Here is a 19299-nt window from a genome sequence, read left to right as displayed (position 1 = left end):
GTCCGGGAATCGCTGCATCGCACATGCGGTTGCTCGGCTAGTCTTCACATCAACTGATCGCGTTGATCGGCAGCACCTGAGGATATCGAGATGGCGAAGGACAAGGCCCCGGCGATCCAGGTCAAGAGCTACGCCTCGCATCACGTCATCACCCAGCCCAATCCGCTGAAGAAGGTGCTGCGCCGGACCGACGAGAAGGATCTCGACGATCCGATCGCGCGCGCCGAGGCCGCGCTGGCTGGACTATCCGGCGAGTTCAAATCCTGGATGGATACCGAAGCGGAGCGCCTGTCGAAGGGCTACGCCGCGATGCTGAAGACCCATTTCGACGACGACGCCTGCGAGGAAATGTTTCGCGCCGCCCACGACATCAAGGGCGACGCCGCGACCTTCGGTTACCCCGCCGCGGCTGAAGTCGCCGACAGCCTGTGCCGGATCATCGAGCACGCGCCGGATCTGGAGAAGGTGCCAACCGAACTGTTCGAGCATCACGTCAACGCCATCCAGGCGATCGTGCACGATCACACCAAGTATCACAGCCCGACGGTCGCCGCCGAACTGAGCCGCCGCCTGCGCCGTGTCGCCGACGACTATCTGATCCAGGTGAATCGCAATCGCCCCGAGCATCTCGAAGCGATCCTGGCGCCGAGCCTGGTGCCGAGCGATCAGCCGTAATTGGACAGGCGACGCTGAGCCGCCGCGCACCGCTTTCCTGCGGGATTCGACGCAAGACTTCGGGCAACCCTCTCTCCTCGTCATTCCGGGGCGCGCGTAGCGCGAGCCCGGAATCCATAGCCACAGGCCGCTATGTGAGGCGCGATGGCTGTGGCGCTTGTCTTCGCCACATCCCGACTCGGGATTATGGATTCCGGGCTCGCGCTGCGCGCGCCCCGGAATGACGGCTGGAGGAAGCGCGGACTACGCCGCCATCAGTCCGAACTCCAGCCCGGCTACGAAATCCTCGGCCATCACCTCATCGCAGAACTCGCGGGCTTCGTCGCGCGCGGATTCGGTGGCGAAGCGGCGCAGCAGGATGAGCAGCGGCTCGGCGGCATCGCGGTCGGTGGCGCAATGGGTGAGCACGCGCTCCACCATCTTGCGGCGGAGGATCGCGGCGCCGCTGAGCGTGTCGGCGAAGCCGTTTTCGCGGCAGACCTCGAGCGCGATGCGGAACGCATCGAAGGTCGTGTCCGGAATGCCCGCCTTGCGCAGCAGACCTTGCAGGCTGGCGCGGCCGCGGTCGTTGAGCAGGGCCGAGACCCTTGCGCGCGGCATGTCGGACAGCTCCGACAGCGCGATTTCGAACAACTCGACATTGCCGGAGAGCAGCGCGCGCAGGATCAAGCCCGCCGTCAGTTGCGAGGTGAGACGCAGGTGCTGCACCAGACCGCGCAGCTCCTCGCCGCGCGAACGCGCCGCGATGGTGATGGTGGAGCGGTCGCGCGCCTCGCTGGTGATACGCCCCGCCCGGTCGGCACTGAGCCAGTTCCTGGCGACGACGAACTGGGCGAGTGTCTCGGAGAGCTTGTCGACCAAAGCGGCCCGTGTCGCCGCCGGCAGATCGTCGAGCACCAGCATGGCCTCGCGGATCGCGGCCAGATGGCCGTGACGCTCGACGATACGGTCCCATGAAAATGGCGGGAGCTCGGCATAGGCGTTCTCGATCAATTCGAGCGCCGCAGCCGCGCTGCCGACCTCGGCAATCGCCGCACAGACCGGCGCCGGCAGGCCGATGCGCCGGGCGATCGCGCATTGCGTCGCGCAATTGCCGGTCGCGACGATGTCGACGAGATCGGCATCGATCAGCAGCGGCGAATGTTCGAGGATGATAGCCGCGACGGAGGGCTGGTCGGTGGCCAGCGCCTGGACGATGGCGGCCGGCGCCTCGTCCGAGCGGGCGAACACCTCCGCCATGGCCTGCCGCACCAGCGGCGAGGGATCATCGAGGAGCATCAGCAGCGCACCTTCGGCGGCGCCGCGATCCTCGTCAGAGAGATCCGACAACAACCACGCCCGCGCGAGAGCCCTGGTGGCCTCTGCCCGCTCACCGGCGGGCGCGGTTCTGACCCAACTGAGAAACTGCCGAACGATCATGGTCTTTCCGGCTTACGCAACTTGCAAACAAGGCCACGAGGGCCTCAACAGCACCGAAAATAAACCACGACGCTTAACAAAGCGTTCACCATAAGTGGCTGGTTTTATTGATGTTTGTTAAGACGCCCGGGGAAACCACTACCCAAGCACCTCAAATCGCGTAGTTTACCGGAGAAAACACCAGGCGCGTGGTCGGGCGCAGGGCCTTCCCGAGGTCCAGGCATGCGAGATTTTCTTCGCCAGATCAGCCGCGAAGCGAGCCCGAAACCAGCCGCGAGGGGGAAGCGTCAGCCCGAAAACGTGCCGTTGGGATCGCTGAACAGGTCGAGCCGGCGCTGACCGCTATTGGTGTTGCCGTTATTGGTGTTGCCGTCGTTGCCGCTGCTCTCGGCCGAGGTCGCGCTGGCGACGGCCGCGCGTCCCCACAGGTGGCGGACGTCGGGAGACACCGCCGGAGCGGCACCGCCGTCGACCTGGAACAGCGAGCGGAACATCGGATCCGACGGGCGGCTTGTGGCCGACACGCTCGCCGATGCGGTTTGCGCGGATCCACGGGCGTCGGGAAACATCGAGAGGAACGTCGCCGTGTCGGTGGTCGGCAGCGCGCCGCCGCCGGCAACATTGGCCGGCGAGGACGCCCCGCCATAGAGCGCAAGCGCGCCGCGGGTTGTGGAGGAGTTGGCAGCGCCGGCATAGCGGGTGTTCAGCACCGAATAGACCTGGGACACGCTGCGGGCCTGGCCGTCGCGGTCGTAGAAGATCGGCCGGTTGGCCGCTGCGGCATTCGGAAAGATCTGGGCGGCCGAAGCGTTCGGCGTGTCCTGTGCGGCTGAGATCAGCTTGGCCGCGCCGCCGACGCCCATGAAATGGGCCATATAAAGCTCGGCGTCGCTCGGCCGGCGGCCGAGCTTGGCGGTGAGCTGAAAACTGTTCGACTGGGTCAGCGCGGCGGCCATCGCGGAGGACGCCTGCGGATCGTCACGCAGCTTCATGATCGCCTGCCGCATGCCGGGATCGCTGACGGTGTATTCGCCGGACGAGTTGCGGCTGATCGCGTCGGCATACTGGCCGTAGCCGAGATCGGGGCCCGCCTCCTTCACCGTGCCGAGCCAGGTCTGGTCGATGAACTGATAAAGTCCGCGCGCTGACGACGTCGACGCGCCGGCCGTCGGATTGAAGTCCGACTCCATCTTGGCGGTCGACAGCAGATATTCGAAGCTCGCGCCGACCGTGTCGGCCGCCTGCTTGATTGCGCCGGCGACCTTCGCCCGGACGCCGTCGAGCAGCCCTGGGGACGAGGAATTGGATGCGTCGACCGACATATTGACCCGCCCTTTTGCAGAATCGCTGGCAAACGAACGCGCCGGAAACGCCGGGCAAAATGCGGCTGGTATGGTTAATGGCGCGTTAATCCGACCCCGCCAACGCGGCCATTGAACGACAGCGGATGTCGGGGATGCAGGTCTATGACCTACTTGCGATAGACCGTGGCGGGATCGAACAGCCGGTCGGCATCCACGAAGACGAGCTTGGCGCCGCCTTGATCATCGGAGCGCTCGACCTTGCGGTAGAAACAGGAATGCCGGCCGGTATGGCAGGCGGCCCCTCGCTGCTCGACGCGCAGCCACACCGCGTCCTGGTCGCAATCGGTGCGCATCTCGACGACGCGCTGGGTCTGCCCCGAGCTCTCGCCTTTGCGCCACAGCGCATTGCGCGAGCGGCTGAAGTACCAGGCCTCGCCGGTCGCAACAGTCTTTCGCAGCGCCTCTTCATTCATGTGGGCGACCATGAGAACGTCGCCGCTCGCGGCATCGGTGGTCACGCAGGTGACCAGGCCGGCCGCGTCAAATTTGGGCAGGAAGGCGGAGCCCTCCTCGCGTTCAACTGAAGATGAAGACACGACTCTCTCGGCTCGATATCCGGGCGGGGCTCACCGTTGCGGCGAGCGCACCATAGAGAGGAAGCGCGACTGCTCCGCCGGATTGTCGCGGAACATGCCGGTGAAGCGGCTGGTGAAGGTGACCGCGCCGTGCTTGGCGACGCCGCGCACCGACATGCAGGTGTGCTCCGCCTCGATCATGACGGCGACGCCGCGCGGCTTCAGCACCTCGTCGATCGCCGCCGCAATCTGCGCGGTGAGATGCTCCTGGGTCTGCAGCCGGCGGGCAAAGATGTCGGTCAAGCGCGCGAGCTTGGACAGGCCGACGACCCGCTCGACCGGCGTATAGGCAATATGTGCGCGGCCGTAGAAGGGCATCATATGATGCTCGCATTGCGACGTGAACTCGATGTCACGAATCAGCACGAAGTCGTCATAGCCGGCGGTCTCGCCGAAGGTGCGGTCGAGAACTTCGGCCGGGCACTGATGATAGCCCTGGAACAGCTCGTCATAGGCCTCGACGACGCGGCGCGGCGTATCGATCAGCCCCTCACGGGTCGGGTCCTCGCCGATGTAATTCAGCAGCGTATAGACCGCCGCCTCGGCCTCGGCGCGTGACGGCCGCGGACGGTCAGGCCCCACGGCAGCGGCGAGAAACTCAGCCGGATCGAGCCCCGCCGGGCGCTCAGCAGCCAGTTTGGGATCGGAAGGCTTAGCGTCGGAAGGCTTGGCGTCCGGCTTGGTCGCGCGCAGCGTCTTGATCAAAGTGTCCATCTCGTCTCCGTTCGACCGGTCGGCGGACCGACCGGAGTGTCACCGGCAGAGCGTCACCTTGGACGGCGTCACCTGCAGAGGTGTGATCCGCACGTCTGGCGCTTTTGACGCCGGTGCCTGCGGAAGTGGCTGGAATTCCTGCCAATCGTTTCCATATAGTCGCAATATAGGGCGATGAAACCCGGCCGCCAAGGCCGACCCGCCGGTAATTCCGGGACGTCACGCACATGCTGAACGACATCTACAACAAGCGAATCATCGAGCTCGCCGGCAACATTCCGCGGCTCGGGCGGCTGGACCACCCGGACGCCACCGCCACCGCCCACTCCAAGCTGTGCGGCTCGACCGTGAAGGTCGATCTGAAGATGGACGGCGCCGTGGTGACCGATTTCGCCCATGACGTGAAGGCCTGCGCGCTCGGCCAGGCCTCGTCCTCGATCATGGCCCGGCATGTCGTCGGCTCGAACGCCGACGAATTGCGCGCGCTGCGCGAGACCGTCCGCAAGATGCTGAAGGAAAACGGCGCGCCGCCGGACGGAAAATGGGCCGATGTCGCGCTGCTCGAGCCCGTCCGGGATTACAAGGCCCGCCACGCCTCGACCCTGCTGACCTTCGATGCCGTGGTCGATGCGATCAACCAGATCGAGGCCAAGGCCAAGCACGCAGGGTCTGGCGCGGCGGACGATCCTGCGTCGGCACCGAAGCAAACGGCCGCGGCTCAGGGCTGAAAAGGCCGACAGCCGGCCCAGTTTGCGCCCCCTCTAAGGCCATCGCGCCAGCGGCCCGTGTCACGCACGGGCCGGCATTTTGAGCTACTGCTGCGGCGTCGCCGCAACCGTGTTCGGCGGCAGCGCCTCCGCCGTCCGCGTCGATCGGGACGATTGCACCTTGTCCTGCTCGGCCGAGGCCGCCGTGAAGCGATCCTGTCCCTTTTCCTGCCCTTTCGGCGCGAGAGCCACGGGCACCGCGCCCTTAGCCGGCAGCACGTCCGCGACCAGCTCCGTCGTCATGACATTGGTCAGCCGCAGCTCGGCGCGCGACAGCTCATGCAGGTCTTCCCAGGGCGGGACGTTCAGCGCCAGCGCCAGCAGGTCCCCCGCTCCGCCCATGTCGAAGGTGTATTTGGCGAGCCGGCCGATGTCGCGCTCGACGATCATCAGATCCTGCGCGGTGTAGCTCGCCGCCTTGGCGTCGTCAGCACGATCACCCATCCAGATCTGGTGCACGCGGACATGCGCCGTATCCGGAACATAGCGCGTGGTTCCCGCGAGCAGCAGGAACACGCACATCGACTCGCAATAGGCTTCCGGCTGAACGCGCGGCCGCTCGCTGGCCCGGCTCGGACGCATCGTCGTCCCCACCGTCGTGCGCATCTTCAGTCCGCGGAACCGACGGCCCAGCGTGATGGCGTCATTGACGGAACCGCCGCTTGAGTCGAGTACGACAGTCGCCCCGTTGAGGTCGCGCTCCCGGGCGAAATCCTCGAAATCCTTCGGGGTATCGGCGGTGACGATCCCGACCGCGCTGACCCAGCCGCAATTGGGCTCGCAGGCGACCCAGCCGAAACGCATCGGAAGCTTGCGCTCTTCGAGCGCGCCGCCGGCGCGCGCCGTGTTTGACATGATGGTGATCGTGCTCCCGACCACCATACCCAGCGCTGCAACACCGAGAAGCATCCAGCGCAATTCACGCGACCGCAGCAATCTCACGCGCAATCCGTCCCCCTCGTAAAGCTCGGTACGCAGTTCCTCGGTTTTCTCGCGGCAAGACCTGACAAGTTGGCCTCAAATCCGTTATTAGTCTGTCACATCCTTGTCGAGAAACGTATCCGGGCAATCACCTACCGTCCAGCTGCGGCGTGCTGCGGCGCCGCTGAAATCCGGTCATTGTTGCATCACGTCACCACACATGCACGCGAGCCGGGTTCCTTGCCGAGAAACCGTTCACAACTCGCACATCCGTCCGCCACTGCGCCCATGAAGCACTCATGTTCTGATCCTTCCTGTCGCCCCGCCCACGCCACGTCGCAGCTCGGACGGCTGCCGCGGCGCGGCGCTCACGCCCTGATCTGGTTGTATCGCCACACATTGTCGCCTCTGGTCGGCTACAATTGTCGGCATTTGCCGACCTGCTCGGTCTACGCCGACGAAGCCATCGAACGGTTCGGGCTCTGGGCCGGAGGCTGGATGACGCTGGCGCGGCTGCTGCGCTGCCAGCCCTGGGGCACCTCGGGCATCGACAACGTGCCCAGAACTGCGCCGGTACAGGCGCGCTGGTACCTGCCCTGGCGCTACGCGCGTTGGCGGGGCGTCAACAGTGGGTCCTAGGGTGCGGCGCAACAGGTTCTCGCAGCCATTGATCTGCAGCAAATCGCCGTGACGCCGGTTCTGATTAGGATTAGTCTCATGCGAAGCGGCGGCGCCGTTCGCAAGGAACATCGCCGCCGGGACTTGCATTGATGTCATGCTTCCTTCGGGAGGAAACAACGATGCGCTGGACAATCAGCCCGAGAACGAGCCGATCGCGCAAGGGCGTCGGCCCCGATCATATCCACCACGACGCGCGGCAGGTCGATCTGCTTTGCATCATCGCGCTTCTGATCGTTATCGTCGGCGGATGGCGCTACCTCGCCGACAGCACCACCCTGCCACCGACCACCACCTCCTACATCGTGCCGAGCCAGAGCGTGCACTGGTAGCAGCGACTTGATCTCTACCACCGCGGCCAGAAGATGAACTCATCACGTCGCGGCGGCGGAGGATAGGCATAGACAGGCTCCGCCGGCCGCGGAACGCGCCGTGCACGCGGCGGCTGATAGTCCGTCTCGGCGGGAGCGCTGGCCTCTGCTGACACCGTCGTATCAGCTGACGGGGATCTCACGGACAGCAGAACGTTGGATTCGCGCGTGCGCCAGCGATAGCCGATGCCGAAGTCGAGCGGCTGCGCGCGCTCGAACAGCCTGGCATAACTGCGTTGGTACATGTCCGGAAACTTGTCGATCGGGCCAAGGTAGCGCCCGAATGGGAAGAAGCGCCAGGCCCGAGCCTCGTAGCTCGCGAGCGGGATGCCGGAATCGTCCTGGATGATGGTGGCGCTGTTTTTCAACAGCCAGCTGCGCACCTGCCCGAAGCCGCTCTGATGCAGCAGATAGGATGCGCTCTTCAACAGACTGTTGCCTGGCGCCAGCGGCTCGCAGAACTTCAGGAAGCCGCTCGCCTTGACGCCGGAGTCGGAGAGATCCGTCGAGAAGTAGTAGAGCGTCTTCTCGACGCCATCGGAGCCGGCAAAAATGATCTTTGCTCCCTTGGTCGCATTGCGCGTCGGGGCCTCGTTAGCCCCGTGCACACCGCCGCTCTCGTCGAGCCAGATCAGGCCCGCGCTCCGGATCGTCTTGCCGGAGCGCGCGAGGAAGACGTACAGCACCGGCAACGTTCCCTCGAACTCGCCTTCGCGCAGATCCGACTTCATGTCCTTGGTGATGAAGAACGAGAAGCTGAGGATCGACTGCAGCGAGCGCTGGACGTCGGACAGCGCCGGGCCGACGCCGCCGCGCGGCAGTCTGGTCAGATCAGGGATCGGGCCGGTCGGCTCGAGCGCCGCCAGCACATAGGTCGTCGCCTTCGGATAGAACGCGTCGGCGTACAAGAAGTCGGGGCCTGAGAAGAAGTAGAACATCGTCGGCCGCGGCGCCGCCAGATTGGAATCTCCCCAGACGCGGATCTTGGACAATTGCCGCTGCTCGAGCTGGCTGAACGCGTTGTCGAAGAACGCCGCATGGCGCCGCCACGCCGGCTCCTGCACCAAAGGCGCAAGCGGCGATCCCGCCGCCGGCGCCAGACCGGCAAGCACGCGCGCCGTATCGTCCGGCGTCACGGTCTGCGCCCGGGCCTCAAAGCTCGTCGCAAGGACCAGGCATGCGAGGGCGAAGCAGATTCTGGAGATCAGCAGCATGTCAATCCGAACCCGATACGGCTGTTGCAGCGATCCGGCGCGACCGCGCGTGAGCGAACCAATAGATCAGTAGTCCCGACGCCATTGCGCCCGCGCCGAGCCCGGATTGCAGGGGCCGCGTCGTGATCAGGTAGTACATCATGAAAGCCGTCACACTGAGGAAGATCAACGGCGTTACCGGATAGCCCCAGGCCCGATAGGGCCGCGCGAGGTCCGGCTGCGCGATCCGCAGCTTGAACAGTCCGAGCACGGTCAGCAACGAGCACGACAACAGCGAGAACTGCACGAGGTCCAGAACAGCCTCGAAGCTCTCGGTGAACAGCATCAAGGTGGCGACCGTGAGCTGGAACAACACCGCATAGGCCGGCGCACCGTTAGGCAGCCGCCGGGCGAACACCGACAGCGCCGGAATGTCCTCGCCCATCGTCATCAGCACGCGCGGGCCGATCCACATCATCGCTGCGATCGACGGCACCAGCCCGATGCAGATCATCGCAGCGACGAACCGCCCGCCGGTCTCGCCGAAGATATGACCGCCAGCGATGCTCGCGACCTGCAGCTGACCCGCGAGCGCGTCCATCGGGGCGGCGCGCAGGAACACAGCATTGAGCGCGATGTAGAGCACCAGCACGATCAGCGTGCCCAACAGCAGTGCACGCGGCAGCGTCTTCTCCGGCGCACGCAATTCGCCAATGATGTAGGTCGCTGCGTTCCAGCCGGAGAAGGCGTACATGACGAACACCAGGCCCGTCGCGAACGCCGCGCTCGTCATGTAGCCGATATCGGCTGACGCGGGCATGAATCGCACCGGCTGCGGAGCAGCGATGGCGTAGCCCGCGATCAGGAAGGCAACGATCAGTCCGAGCTTCAGTACGGTCGATAACAATTGGAAGCGGCTCGACTGCCGGATGCCGCCGAGTTGCACCAGTGTGACCAGCCAGACGGCGCCCGCCGCGAGCAACATCGGCGGGGCATCGGGAAGAACGGCGCGGCCATATTCGCCGAACGCCATGGCCGCGAGCGCCACTGGGGCCGCGAAGCCGACAGTTGCCGAAACCCAGCCGGCCATGAAGCCGATCGCCGGATGGAACGCCCGGTTCAGGAAATTGTATTCGCCGCTCGAGCGCGGAAACATTGCGCCGAGTTCGGCATAGGACAACGCCCCGCAAATCGAGACCAGGCCGCCCACCGCCCACAGCATCAGGATGGAAAAGCCAGACGGGATGTCCTTGACCTGGAAGCCGAGGCTGGTGAACACGCCGACGCCGATCATGTCGGCGATCACGATCGCGGTTGCGACCGGCAGCGACACGGATGCCACCGCGCCGCCTGACCGGCCCGCCCGGCTGGGATCGTCCGCCTCGGATGCAGCCATCACGCCGAGGGACGCTTGGCGCCCCCTCCTCTGCTCAGCCCAGGTTCCCGCAGAAGCATTCAAACATAGTTAACGCGCGTTAAATATGTCCTTCTGAAACGGTATTTTGAAACCGATTCCGCTCGGGAGAGCCCGCGGGATTGCCTCGGGTCGCAAGGCGTCCCACACTGGCGACACGATCGCATGGTGTGTCCCGCTGGACCGGAGTCGACCGGACACGATGCTTAACGCGCCCTCAATGCGGGTGGCGCAAGTTGAACCGAGATCCGATGGTTGGAGGGCTGCGCTGCGGCTCCAGCTCGTCTTTTGGGGACGGATGATCAAGGGAGATCAGATAGTCGCAGGACGTCCAGCGACGCGCCGCTCGGTTTGGCGCGGTCGACGCGCGCCCGCGGCTGCGCTCAGCTTGGCGCGGGCCACGGCGGCCATGGCGATCTGCGTACTCCTTGCGCAGTGCGGCAAAGCACCGGCTCCCGAAACCCTGGCCGCCAATGCCTCCGCGGCTCATGGGCTGACCTTCGACGAACGCTTTCCCGCGCCCGAGTTCAGCGAGCGCTTTCCCTCGGCGCAAGAGAGCTTCCGGCTTCACACTCCCGCCGATTTCGCGTCCAAGCCGCCGCCCTATCAGGTCGCGTCGCTCGAGCCGCAGGTCCCGGCGCAGCGGACACGGGACAATCTGACGACGCTCGTCAGCATGAAGTCGTCCGCCTTCCCCTATTTCGGCAACAATCCGGCATCGGATGCGCCGTTCCTGAACGTCAGCAATGGCGAGCGCCGCGGCCACCGCAGCTTCTCGGGCCGAGTCTATTGGCAGGACCAGACCTACAATGACAGCCGCGTGCTGGTGCACGTTCCCGAGCAGTTCGATGCGCGCAAGCCCGGCGTGATCGTGGTGTTCTTCCACGGCAATGGCGCGACGCTGGAGCGCGACGTGCGCGACCGCCAGCTGGTGCCGCAGCAGATCACCGCGTCGGGGGTCAATGCGGTGCTGCTCGCGCCGCAGATGGCGGTGGACGCGGCCGATTCGAGCGCCGGCAAGTTCTGGCAGCCCGGTGGGTTCAAGCGCTTCATGGATGAGGCCGCGCTAAACCTTGCTCGCCTGACCGGCGATCCCGCCACCGCCAAGACGTTCGCCGGCATGCCGATCGTGATCGTCGGCTATAGCGGCGGCTTCCTGCCGACCGCCTGGAGCCTTGAGGTCGGCGGCATCAGCGACCGCGTGCGCGGCGTCGTGCTGCTCGATGCGGTCTATGGCCAGCTCGACAAGTTCGCCAACTGGATCGAGCGCAACCGCTCGGGCTTCTTCATCAGCTCCTACACGCGCTACACCGCGCGGCATGATCAGGAGCTGATGACGATGCTGCGCAACCGCGGCATCGAAGTGTCGGAGGACATGGACCGGCCGCTGCGGCCGGGCAGCGTCGTGTTCGTCGAGACCGATGAGGGCATCACGCATCGGGACTACGTGACGCAGGCCTGGACCCGCCATCCGATCAAGGACGTGCTGGTCAAGATGGCGGCCGCGCAGCCGCCGATCCGGATCGCGGCCGGGGTGTCCGGCTCATCGAGCCGCTGACCCCGTCCGCTCGCAGTCAGCCATCTGTCAGCTCTTGGGCAGCTTCGGCATGTTCTCGACGAAGCCGTTGAAGCAGGCCAGCCGCTCGTCCTGCTCCTTGGTGAACTTGCAGTCGGCCACAGCCTTCGCCTTCATCGCCTTCGGCTTGGCGGCCGGCGGAATGACCGCGTCGTAGCAGTCCAGCCGCTCCTTGGTGCCGTCGTCGATCTCCAGGCAGGCCTGGAGCTTGGCGGCCGCGGACTGCGGCTTGGCGGGCGCGGCGGCTGCCGTCTTCGTCCCCTTCGGCTTGACCTGCACCAGCGGGCGGTCGCCGACCATCGGCGGGTTGCTCTGGGCCAGCGCAGAGGTGCAAAGCAGCACTGCGGCCAGGCTCAACATCATTTTCTTCATGCCAATATCTCTTTCATCCGACCCAATCTGCTCCATGGGCACGCGCGGACGGGCCGTCGATGCTACTCGCCGGCTGTGGCGGAATCCATGTCCGGCAGCCCCCCACAATACCGGCCTTTAATCCGGTCAGGCGGGTTTTGCCAAGCTTGAACGCGCTATTCAGGCGGGGACTGCGATTCGTTCGCGGGGGCGGGTTGCCAGGATGACCAGCATGGCAAGCACCACGAAGGCCGTCGCGACGTAGCCGGTGACGCCGAGCAGATCCCGCGCGAACAGGCTGCCGCCGACGGCGGAACCGATGGCCTGGCCGATATAGAGGACCGAGGTGTTGAGCGACACCGAGGCCGAGGCGAGCGGCGGCGCGGCCGTGACCAGGCGGACCTGCTGCATCGAATTGGTCGAGGCGAAGCCGAGGCCCCAGATGGCGACGGCCACCGCCATCAGGGGATACACGCCGGCCGACATGGTCCAGGCCACCACACCGGCCAGCATCAGACAGGTGAACAGCAGCGAGGTCCGGTACGCACCCCAGCCGTCGACGATTCGGGTGGCGACGACGACGCCGAGGAACCCGCAGGCGCCGTAGACTGCGAAGACAAGACCGATCTGGTTGGCGTCGGCGCCTGTCAGGCGCTTCAGCAGCGGCCCCATGAAGGTGAAGATCACGAACTGCCCGGACATCTGCAGGGTGGTGATCAGCAGCAGCAGCACGACCATCCGGTTGCGGCCGAGTTCCGTCCATGTCTTCAGCTCGACCGGAGCTCCCTTCAGGCCCGACGGGAGCCGCCAGGTCAGCAGCAGGAAGCTCAGCGCGCCCACCGCGCCGACGGCGAGGTAGGATGTCCGCCAGCCGGAATGGCTGCCGATGAAGGTGATCAGCGGCAGGCCCACTGCGGCGGCCAGCGACCAGCCGAGGAAGACATAGGCGATGGTGCTGCCGCGCTTCTCCACCGGGCTGATCAGCGCTGCGGTCCCCGCCGCCTGCGGCGTGTAGAGCGCGCCGACGGCGAGCATCACCAGGCGCAGCGCCAGCAGGGTCGCATAGTCGGGCGCGAAGGCCGACGCGAGATTGCCGAGCGCCAGCACCAGCAGCGTGACCGCCAGCAGGCTGCGGCGGTCGAAGCGGCTGGTCAGCCACGCCGTCAGCGGCGAGCAGATGCAGAGCACGACCGCGCCGAAGGTGATCAGCAGTCCGACCGTGGGAATCTCGACGCTGAGACCTGCGGCGAGTTCGGGAATCATGCCCGCCGGCGCCAGCACCGAGCAGCCGGTGACGAGATTGCCGAGCATGAGCGCGGTCGGGGCGAAGCGCGGGGACGCGAAGGCGGATGTCATCGCGTCTCAATAGCAGAGAATTTCATGCATCTGCATGAAATTCTCTCATGCGCTGCATGAGTTTCTCTTGTCCATTGCTCTCCTCCTCCGTTCAGCGCGCCGGCGCCGATGGCGCCGCGGAGGCCTGCGGCGAGACCGGCGAGCCGGATGAACGGGCGACGACCTTCGGGGGCGGACAGCTCTCGGTCAGCATCTTCACGGCGTTCGGCAGGCCCTCGCTGCTCACAGCGAATGTCGCGAGGTTCGGGCGCGCGACGTTCAGCACGGCATCGCTCAATTCGGCCGCAGGCATCGCCGCCAGCGTCTTGACCTGGCTTGCGTTCAAGAACACGCCCCACGTCTCACGGTCTCCAGACCTCCGCGGCGGCGACAGGAAATTGAGCCGAATGCCGCCGCTCGCCAGCGCGAGCAGCCCGGACGAGCCGGCCGGCGCGCTGCGCTCGACGTCGAGCTCGAAGCGGTCCTGATCGAAGCAGACGAGCTGGATGCGCGTGGTCTGGAACGGGCCTTCGCCGTCCTTGCGAGCAAGAATGGTCTTGTAGGCGATGCCGCGGCTGGCAGTCTCGAACATCCACGGGCTCTCCACCCGCTGGCGCCGGTCGAGCGCGAAGCGCACGATCTCCTCGCGGGTCAGGATGCGCATGCTCTCGAACGGGACCGAGCGCGCCACCGTCAGCAGGCCCGGGTCGGCACCGAGCTTGACGATGTAGTCGAGCACCATCTTGTCGGCGCGCGCCATCGCCTGCTGCATCGCCTGCGCGCGCATCTCACGGGTCGGCACGCCGCCGGTGAAATTGAGGATCACGCGCGGCGAATGCACAGCAAGCGTGGCGTCGGCGGCGATCTCGCGGGTCGGCGCGGCGAGGATCACATAGGGACAGGCCGAGTTGCAGATCGCCCCGCGCGTCCACACCTCGCCATGCAGCTCGCGGCCGGACAGCTTCAATCTGGTGCAGACGTCGCCCTCCTGGGGCTCGAAACCGCATTCGCGCACGGTCGTCCGCCCGACCCGGACCACAGCCTTGCGCTCGCGCAGCATGTTGCCGAGCGCCAGCGCCTGCTGAAGATTGCCGCCGGGCGAGTTGAAGTAGATCGGCAGCTTGCGGTCGCCGACCAGCTTCATGAACTTGCGAAAGCGCGCCGCGGCGTCATTGTCGATCTTGCCTTCGGCCGCGATCCAGCTGTCGCAGCCGGGGCCGCAGGCGTCGGCCGGCCCCTTCACGAGCGCGAACGCAATCGGCGCCACACCTTCGCCGATCCGAGGCGATGCCGCACGGCGAGATGGCAGCTTGCCGCCCGCCGCAGGGATGATCGGCGTCCCGGGCCTCGCCAATGTTGCTGGCCTTTGCGTGGGAGCCAGCCTCGGCTGCGCGACGGGCTTCGGCGGCGAGGAGCTCTGGGGCAGCGGTTTCGGCGGCGCCGGCATCTGCGGGACCGAGAGTTTCGCCCGGTCCGCGGACGGCGTCGCGGCGGGAACGGCTGCCAGCGCAGGAGCGCTCCACAGCGCGACAGCCAGTCCCACGGCGACCATCCGCATGCCGCCGCGCCGATACAGAGGAACAGGTGCCTCCCCTGCAGCCATCATCACCCACGCATCCCCACGTCCCCGAAGACCTTAAGTTGTATCATACCGCCCCTCTCCGGCAATGTCCGCACCGCAACAGCGGCCCGCGATCGAGCGGTTTTCCCGCCTTTCCCCCGGTTGCAGCCTCCGATTCCCCTGCTATACCCCTGGCTCCCGCTTACCTGCGCTCGTTCGCAGGAGTGAGCTACAGGAGAGAGACAATGCCTGACTCGAAATCCCCCGACTCGAAATCCGACCAGTCCAAGGCCGGCTTCCAGTACAGCCTCAGCAATCTGAAGCCCGCCGCCCCGGTCGAGAAGATCACCATCAGCTTCCCCGACGGCGCCAAGCGCGAATATCCCAAGGGCACCACCGGCTTCGACATCGCCAAGGGCATCTCGCCCTCGCTCGCCAAGCGCACGGTCGCGATGGCGCTGAACGGCGACGTCGTCGACCTCACCGATCCGATCGAAGAGGATGCCAAGCTCGAGCTCGTCGACCGCGACGATCCGCGCGCGCTGGAATTGATCCGGCACGATTGCGCGCACGTGCTCGCGGAAGCCGTGCAGTCGCTGTGGCCGGGCACCCAGGTCACGATCGGTCCCGTGATCGAGAACGGCTTCTATTACGACTTCTTCCGCAACGAGCCCTTCACCCCCGAGGACTTCGCCGCCATCGAGAAGAAGATGCGCGAGATCATCGGCCGCGACAAACCCTTCACCAAGGAGGTGTGGGACCGCGAGAAGACCAAGCAGGTGTTCCGCGACAAGGGCGAGGCTTTCAAGGTCGAGCTGGTCGACGCCATTCCCGGCGACGAGCCGATCAAGATCTACTACCAGGGCGACTGGTTCGATCTGTGCCGCGGCCCGCACATGACCTCGACGGGCAAGATCGGCAACGCCTTCAAGCTGATGAAGGTGGCGGGCGCCTATTGGCGCGGCGATTCCAACAACCCGATGCTGACCCGCATCTACGGCACCGCCTTCGCCAAGCAGGAGCAGCTCGACGCCTACCTCAAGCAGATCGAGGAGGCCGAGAAGCGCGACCACCGCAAGCTCGGCCGCGAGCTCGATTTGTTCCACTTCCAGGAGGAAGGCCCCGGCGTCGTGTTCTGGCACCCCAAGGGCTGGAGCATCTTCCAGGCGCTGATCGCCTATATGCGCAGGCGTCTCGCCGGCGACTATGACGAGGTGAATGCGCCGCAGATCCTCGACAAGTCGCTGTGGGAGACCTCGGGCCACTGGAACTGGTACCGCGAGAACATGTTCGCGGCGCAGTCCGCCGGCGACGAGGCCGAGGACAAGCGCTGGTTCGCGCTGAAGCCGATGAACTGCCCGGGTCACGTGCAGATCTTCAAGCATGGCCTGAAGAGCTACCGCGACCTGCCGATGCGTCTCGCCGAGTTCGGCGTCGTGCACCGCTACGAGGCCTCCGGCGCCATGCACGGCCTGATGCGCGTGCGCGGCTTCACGCAGGACGACGCGCATGTGTTCTGCACCGAGGATCAGCTCGCCGAGGAGTGTCTCAAGATCAACGATCTGATCCTGTCGACCTACTCCGACTTCGGCTTCGAGGGCGAACTGACGGTGAAGCTCTCGACCCGGCCGGAGAAGCGCGTCGGCACCGACGAGATGTGGGATCACGCCGAGCGCGTGATGGCGACCGTGCTGAACGAGATCAAGGCGCAGAACAACCACATCCGCACCGAGATCAATCCGGGCGAAGGCGCGTTCTACGGGCCGAAGTTCGAATACGTTCTGCGCGACGCCATCGGCCGCGACTGGCAGTGCGGCACCACGCAGGTCGACTTCAACCTGCCGGAGCGGTTCGGCGCGTTCTACATCGATGCCGACGGCGCCAAGAAGGCGCCCGTGATGGTGCATCGGGCGATCTGCGGCTCGATGGAGCGCTATATCGGCATCCTGATCGAGCACTATGCCGGCAGCTTCCCGCTGTGGCTGGCGCCGACCCAGGTCGTTGTCACCACCATCACCTCGGAAGGCGACGAATACGCCAAGCAGGTGCTGGCGGCGCTGCGCCGGGCCGGCTTGCGGGCCGAGATCGATCTTCGCAACGAGAAGATCAACTACAAGGTCCGCGAGCACTCGCTGCAGAAGATCCCGGCGCTGCTCGTGGTCGGCAAGAAGGAGGCCGAGACGCATTCGGTCTCCGTCCGTCGGCTCGGCCGCGACGGCCAGACGGTGATGCCGACCGCGGAGGCGATCGCCGCGCTCGTCGACGAGGCGACGCCGCCGGATGTGCGGCGCCGCGCGCGCGAGGCGGCCTGACGTCGTAGCCCGCATGAGCGCAGAGACATGCGGGTTCACCACGAGCATGCGTGAGCCCGGATGTCGCTCCCGCCTCAGCCCTGACGGGCTCGGGCGTGAGCTCATCCGGGCGACGCGGCTATGCTGACAGGCTGGCCACCGCACCAACCGTACGCCCTTCCCTGGCCGCCGCCTGCAGCGCCACATCGGCGCATTCGGACATGTAGAGGAACATCGTCGCGAGCATCCGCTCGATCGCCTCGCGGCCTGGAGGCAGGATGGTGATGGCGTCGTTGCCGGCACCGCCGCGGGCGAGCAAGCCCCGCTCCTCGGCGTCACGGATCAGCGTCAGCACGTGCTTGCGCGACACCGAGAAGCGGGTCGCCAGGCCGTTGATGGAGAGCGGCACGGGACTCGCCGGCGGAAACGCCTCGTCCGGGCCCGCGCCCTGCGCCAGGCTGAACAGGATCACCATGCCCGCGGTGCGTTCGGCGAACGGCTCCAGCTCCGGAGCGCCGTCGAGCACCCGCAACCCGGCGATGAAGCGGCCGCCGAGTTCGAGCACGAAGGTCTTGACGAAGGCCGGATCGTTCAACGCGGAGCGATAGGCCACGGCGGCCGGCAGCACCGCGCTCATCGCGTCGAACTGCGCGCCCCAGCGCTCACGATGCAGCATGATCAGCTTGTCCGTCGGCACCAGCGGCCGCCGCCGCCGGTCGAGATGCGGCGCCGAGGCGACCATACCGGTGGCGCGCATCAGCGCCAGCATCGCCTCGCAGCGGCCGCCGCTGCACAGGCCAAGCCTCACGCACATCTCCTTCATGGCGCCGACCGTCAGGCCCAGCTCGCCCTCGCGGTGCTCGGCGAAATGCAGGTACAGCGCGACGTGCGGAAAAAGCGCCCGGGCCCGATCGCTCAGCAGAGCATTGAGAATCCGGTCGCCCCGGTACAAGCGGACGGCCGCGGCGGTCGATGCCCGCATGGCTTCGGCGAAGCCGGGCAACCCGCGCAGCCGCATGATGGCGTCGGCTGTCGGCATCAGTTCGGTGCTCGGCATGTCAGAACGTGCAATTGAAGCGGCCCCCCGGCAGATATCTCAGCACTATGTTTTTACCGGCCCGCGCAAGGTTCGACAATTCGGGCCGACGTTCGCGATCCGGACAGAAGGCCGCAGCCACCCCATCGTCCGCGCGTCGCATTGCGCGAGGCCCCTCAGCGCTACGTGGCCGAGTTGCAGGGATTGTCAGGCGGGCCGTGCGATCCCGCCGACAACGGTAGAAGCGATCAAAACGGCGTGCCATGGCCTCGTTGCGGGCCAGGCCGCGTGCTATCTGTCGCGTGTGCAACGAACGAGATCGAACGACGTGCCCGACGCGATTGAACTCCTGAAGACCCGCCGCTCCGTGAAGCCGCGCGAGATGAGCGGCCCCGGCCCCTCTGCCGCGGAGCTCGACACCATCCTGACGATCGGCGCCCGCGTGCCGGATCACGGCAAGCTCGCGCCCTGGCGCTTCATCGTGTTCGAAGGCGACGGCCGCCGCCGCGCCGGCGAGGTGATCGCGTCGGTGTTCGCCAGGAAGCACCCGCAGGCGACCGCAGCCGAGCTCGAGGTGGAGACAAACCGCTTCATGGAAGCGCCGCTGGTGATCGGTCTCGTCAGCTTCACCAGGCCGCATCCGAAGGTGCCGGCCTACGAGCAGGAGCTGTCCGCCGGCGCCAGCGCGATGAACATCCTGACCGCGGCGACCGCGCTCGGCTATGGCGGCTGCTGGCTGTCCGGCTGGTTCATGTTCGACCGCGACGTGATGGACGGGCTCGGCCTGAAGCCGGAGGAGAAGCTCGCCGGACTGATCCACATCGGCAAGCCGACCAAGCCGAGCGAGGACCGCCCGCGCCCCGCGCTGGCCGACATCGTGACACGGTTCTGACGGGTCGAATGGAGAACCGCGACTAGCGAGGAGCATGCCATGCTCTCTCCACTTGTCATTCCGGGGCATCGCGCTGCGATGAGCCCGGAATCCATAGCCACGAGCATTCATGAAGCGCGAGCTGGCTGTGGCGCCTGTCACCGCCAAACCGGCGCCCGGGGTTATG

General features: G+C 66.2%; 18 protein-coding genes. 7 read left to right on the top strand and 11 right to left on the bottom strand.

What is annotated here, in order from left to right; genetic code table 11:
- The first annotated feature begins 90 nt into the window (after window positions 1-90).
- Entirely contained in the window at window positions 91-675 is a 585-nt protein-coding gene (locus tag ACQR0Z_RS25830) for an Hpt domain-containing protein (RefSeq protein ID WP_434920498.1), read from the top strand.
- Between the two features lie 243 nt (window positions 676-918).
- Here the strand turns inward: ACQR0Z_RS25830 and ACQR0Z_RS25825 are convergent, their stop codons facing one another.
- The 4 genes from ACQR0Z_RS25825 to folE form a co-directional block, all read right to left on the bottom strand.
- A complete protein-coding gene (locus tag ACQR0Z_RS25825; protein ID WP_434920497.1) occupies window positions 919-2094 on the bottom strand; it encodes a DUF2336 domain-containing protein in 1176 nt (391 codons plus the stop codon).
- Window positions 2095-2381: 287 nt separating this feature from the next.
- A complete protein-coding gene (locus ACQR0Z_RS25820; RefSeq protein WP_434920496.1) occupies window positions 2382-3416 on the bottom strand; it encodes a lytic transglycosylase domain-containing protein in 1035 nt (344 codons plus the stop codon).
- Window positions 3417-3565: 149 nt separating this feature from the next.
- Complete coding sequence (gene hisI, locus ACQR0Z_RS25815; RefSeq protein WP_434858630.1) at window positions 3566-3994, bottom strand: phosphoribosyl-AMP cyclohydrolase; 429 nt, start codon at window positions 3992-3994, stop codon at window positions 3566-3568.
- A gap of 30 nt (window positions 3995-4024) precedes the next feature.
- Window positions 4025-4747 carry a GTP cyclohydrolase I FolE gene (folE, locus tag ACQR0Z_RS25810; protein ID WP_434920495.1) on the bottom strand — a complete coding sequence of 241 codons (723 nt, stop codon included), beginning with the start codon at window positions 4745-4747 and terminating at the stop codon, window positions 4025-4027.
- A 227-nt stretch (window positions 4748-4974) separates the two neighbouring features.
- Between folE and ACQR0Z_RS25805 the strand changes: the two genes are divergently transcribed.
- Complete coding sequence (locus tag ACQR0Z_RS25805; RefSeq protein WP_434920494.1) at window positions 4975-5475, top strand: iron-sulfur cluster assembly scaffold protein; 501 nt, start codon at window positions 4975-4977, stop codon at window positions 5473-5475.
- 84 nt (window positions 5476-5559) lie between these two features.
- Here the strand turns inward: ACQR0Z_RS25805 and ACQR0Z_RS25800 are convergent, their stop codons facing one another.
- Complete coding sequence (locus ACQR0Z_RS25800) at window positions 5560-6462, bottom strand: hypothetical protein (RefSeq protein ID WP_434920493.1); 903 nt, start codon at window positions 6460-6462, stop codon at window positions 5560-5562.
- Window positions 6463-6723: 261 nt separating this feature from the next.
- Here ACQR0Z_RS25800 and yidD point away from each other — a divergent pair, with 261 nt between their 5' ends.
- Window positions 6724-7074 carry a membrane protein insertion efficiency factor YidD gene (yidD, locus tag ACQR0Z_RS25795; protein WP_434920492.1) on the top strand — a complete coding sequence of 117 codons (351 nt, stop codon included), beginning with the start codon at window positions 6724-6726 and terminating at the stop codon, window positions 7072-7074.
- Between the two features lie 161 nt (window positions 7075-7235).
- Complete coding sequence (locus tag ACQR0Z_RS25790; RefSeq protein ID WP_434920491.1) at window positions 7236-7445, top strand: hypothetical protein; 210 nt, start codon at window positions 7236-7238, stop codon at window positions 7443-7445.
- Between the two features lie 14 nt (window positions 7446-7459).
- On the opposite strand, the gene ACQR0Z_RS25785 is transcribed toward ACQR0Z_RS25790, so the two are convergent.
- Together ACQR0Z_RS25785 and ACQR0Z_RS25780 are read right to left on the bottom strand one after the other, a co-directional pair.
- On the bottom strand, window positions 7460-8698 hold the full coding sequence (locus tag ACQR0Z_RS25785; protein WP_434920490.1) for a hypothetical protein: 1239 nt from the start codon (window positions 8696-8698) through the stop codon (window positions 7460-7462).
- Between the two features lies 1 nt (window position 8699).
- Complete coding sequence (locus ACQR0Z_RS25780) at window positions 8700-10073, bottom strand: APC family permease (protein ID WP_434920489.1); 1374 nt, start codon at window positions 10071-10073, stop codon at window positions 8700-8702.
- A 427-nt stretch (window positions 10074-10500) separates the two neighbouring features.
- Between ACQR0Z_RS25780 and ACQR0Z_RS25775 the strand changes: the two genes are divergently transcribed.
- Window positions 10501-11649: an alpha/beta hydrolase gene (locus ACQR0Z_RS25775; protein ID WP_434920488.1), complete on the top strand. Its 1149-nt coding sequence runs from the start codon at window positions 10501-10503 to the stop codon at window positions 11647-11649.
- A 27-nt stretch (window positions 11650-11676) separates the two neighbouring features.
- On the opposite strand, the gene ACQR0Z_RS25770 is transcribed toward ACQR0Z_RS25775, so the two are convergent.
- From ACQR0Z_RS25770 to ACQR0Z_RS25760, 3 genes are all read right to left on the bottom strand, one after another.
- Window positions 11677-12039, bottom strand: coding sequence for a hypothetical protein (locus ACQR0Z_RS25770; RefSeq protein WP_434858621.1), 363 nt, complete (start codon window positions 12037-12039; stop codon window positions 11677-11679).
- Between the two features lie 159 nt (window positions 12040-12198).
- Entirely contained in the window at window positions 12199-13374 is a 1176-nt protein-coding gene (locus ACQR0Z_RS25765) for an MFS transporter (RefSeq protein WP_434920487.1), read from the bottom strand.
- 91 nt (window positions 13375-13465) lie between these two features.
- On the bottom strand, window positions 13466-14905 hold the full coding sequence (locus ACQR0Z_RS25760; protein ID WP_434920545.1) for a hypothetical protein: 1440 nt from the start codon (window positions 14903-14905) through the stop codon (window positions 13466-13468).
- A gap of 254 nt (window positions 14906-15159) precedes the next feature.
- On the opposite strand from ACQR0Z_RS25760, the gene thrS reads away from it, so the two are divergent.
- Complete coding sequence (gene thrS / locus ACQR0Z_RS25755) at window positions 15160-17226, top strand: threonine--tRNA ligase (protein WP_434920486.1); 2067 nt, start codon at window positions 15160-15162, stop codon at window positions 17224-17226.
- Between the two features lie 118 nt (window positions 17227-17344).
- Here thrS and ACQR0Z_RS25750 read toward each other — a convergent pair whose 3' ends face one another.
- A complete protein-coding gene (locus ACQR0Z_RS25750) occupies window positions 17345-18262 on the bottom strand; it encodes a hypothetical protein (protein WP_434920485.1) in 918 nt (305 codons plus the stop codon).
- A gap of 307 nt (window positions 18263-18569) precedes the next feature.
- Here ACQR0Z_RS25750 and ACQR0Z_RS25745 point away from each other — a divergent pair, with 307 nt between their 5' ends.
- Window positions 18570-19133, top strand: a complete 564-nt coding sequence (locus tag ACQR0Z_RS25745) for a nitroreductase family protein (RefSeq protein ID WP_434920484.1) — start codon at window positions 18570-18572, stop codon at window positions 19131-19133.
- The last annotated feature ends 166 nt before the right edge of the window (window positions 19134-19299 follow it).

This window comes from Bradyrhizobium sp. HKCCYLS3077, assembly GCF_051167555.1.
Taxonomy (GTDB): Bacteria; Pseudomonadota; Alphaproteobacteria; order Rhizobiales; family Xanthobacteraceae; genus Bradyrhizobium.
Note: the sequence above shows the minus strand (reverse complement) of the source record. Positions and strands in the feature narration are given on the sequence as shown.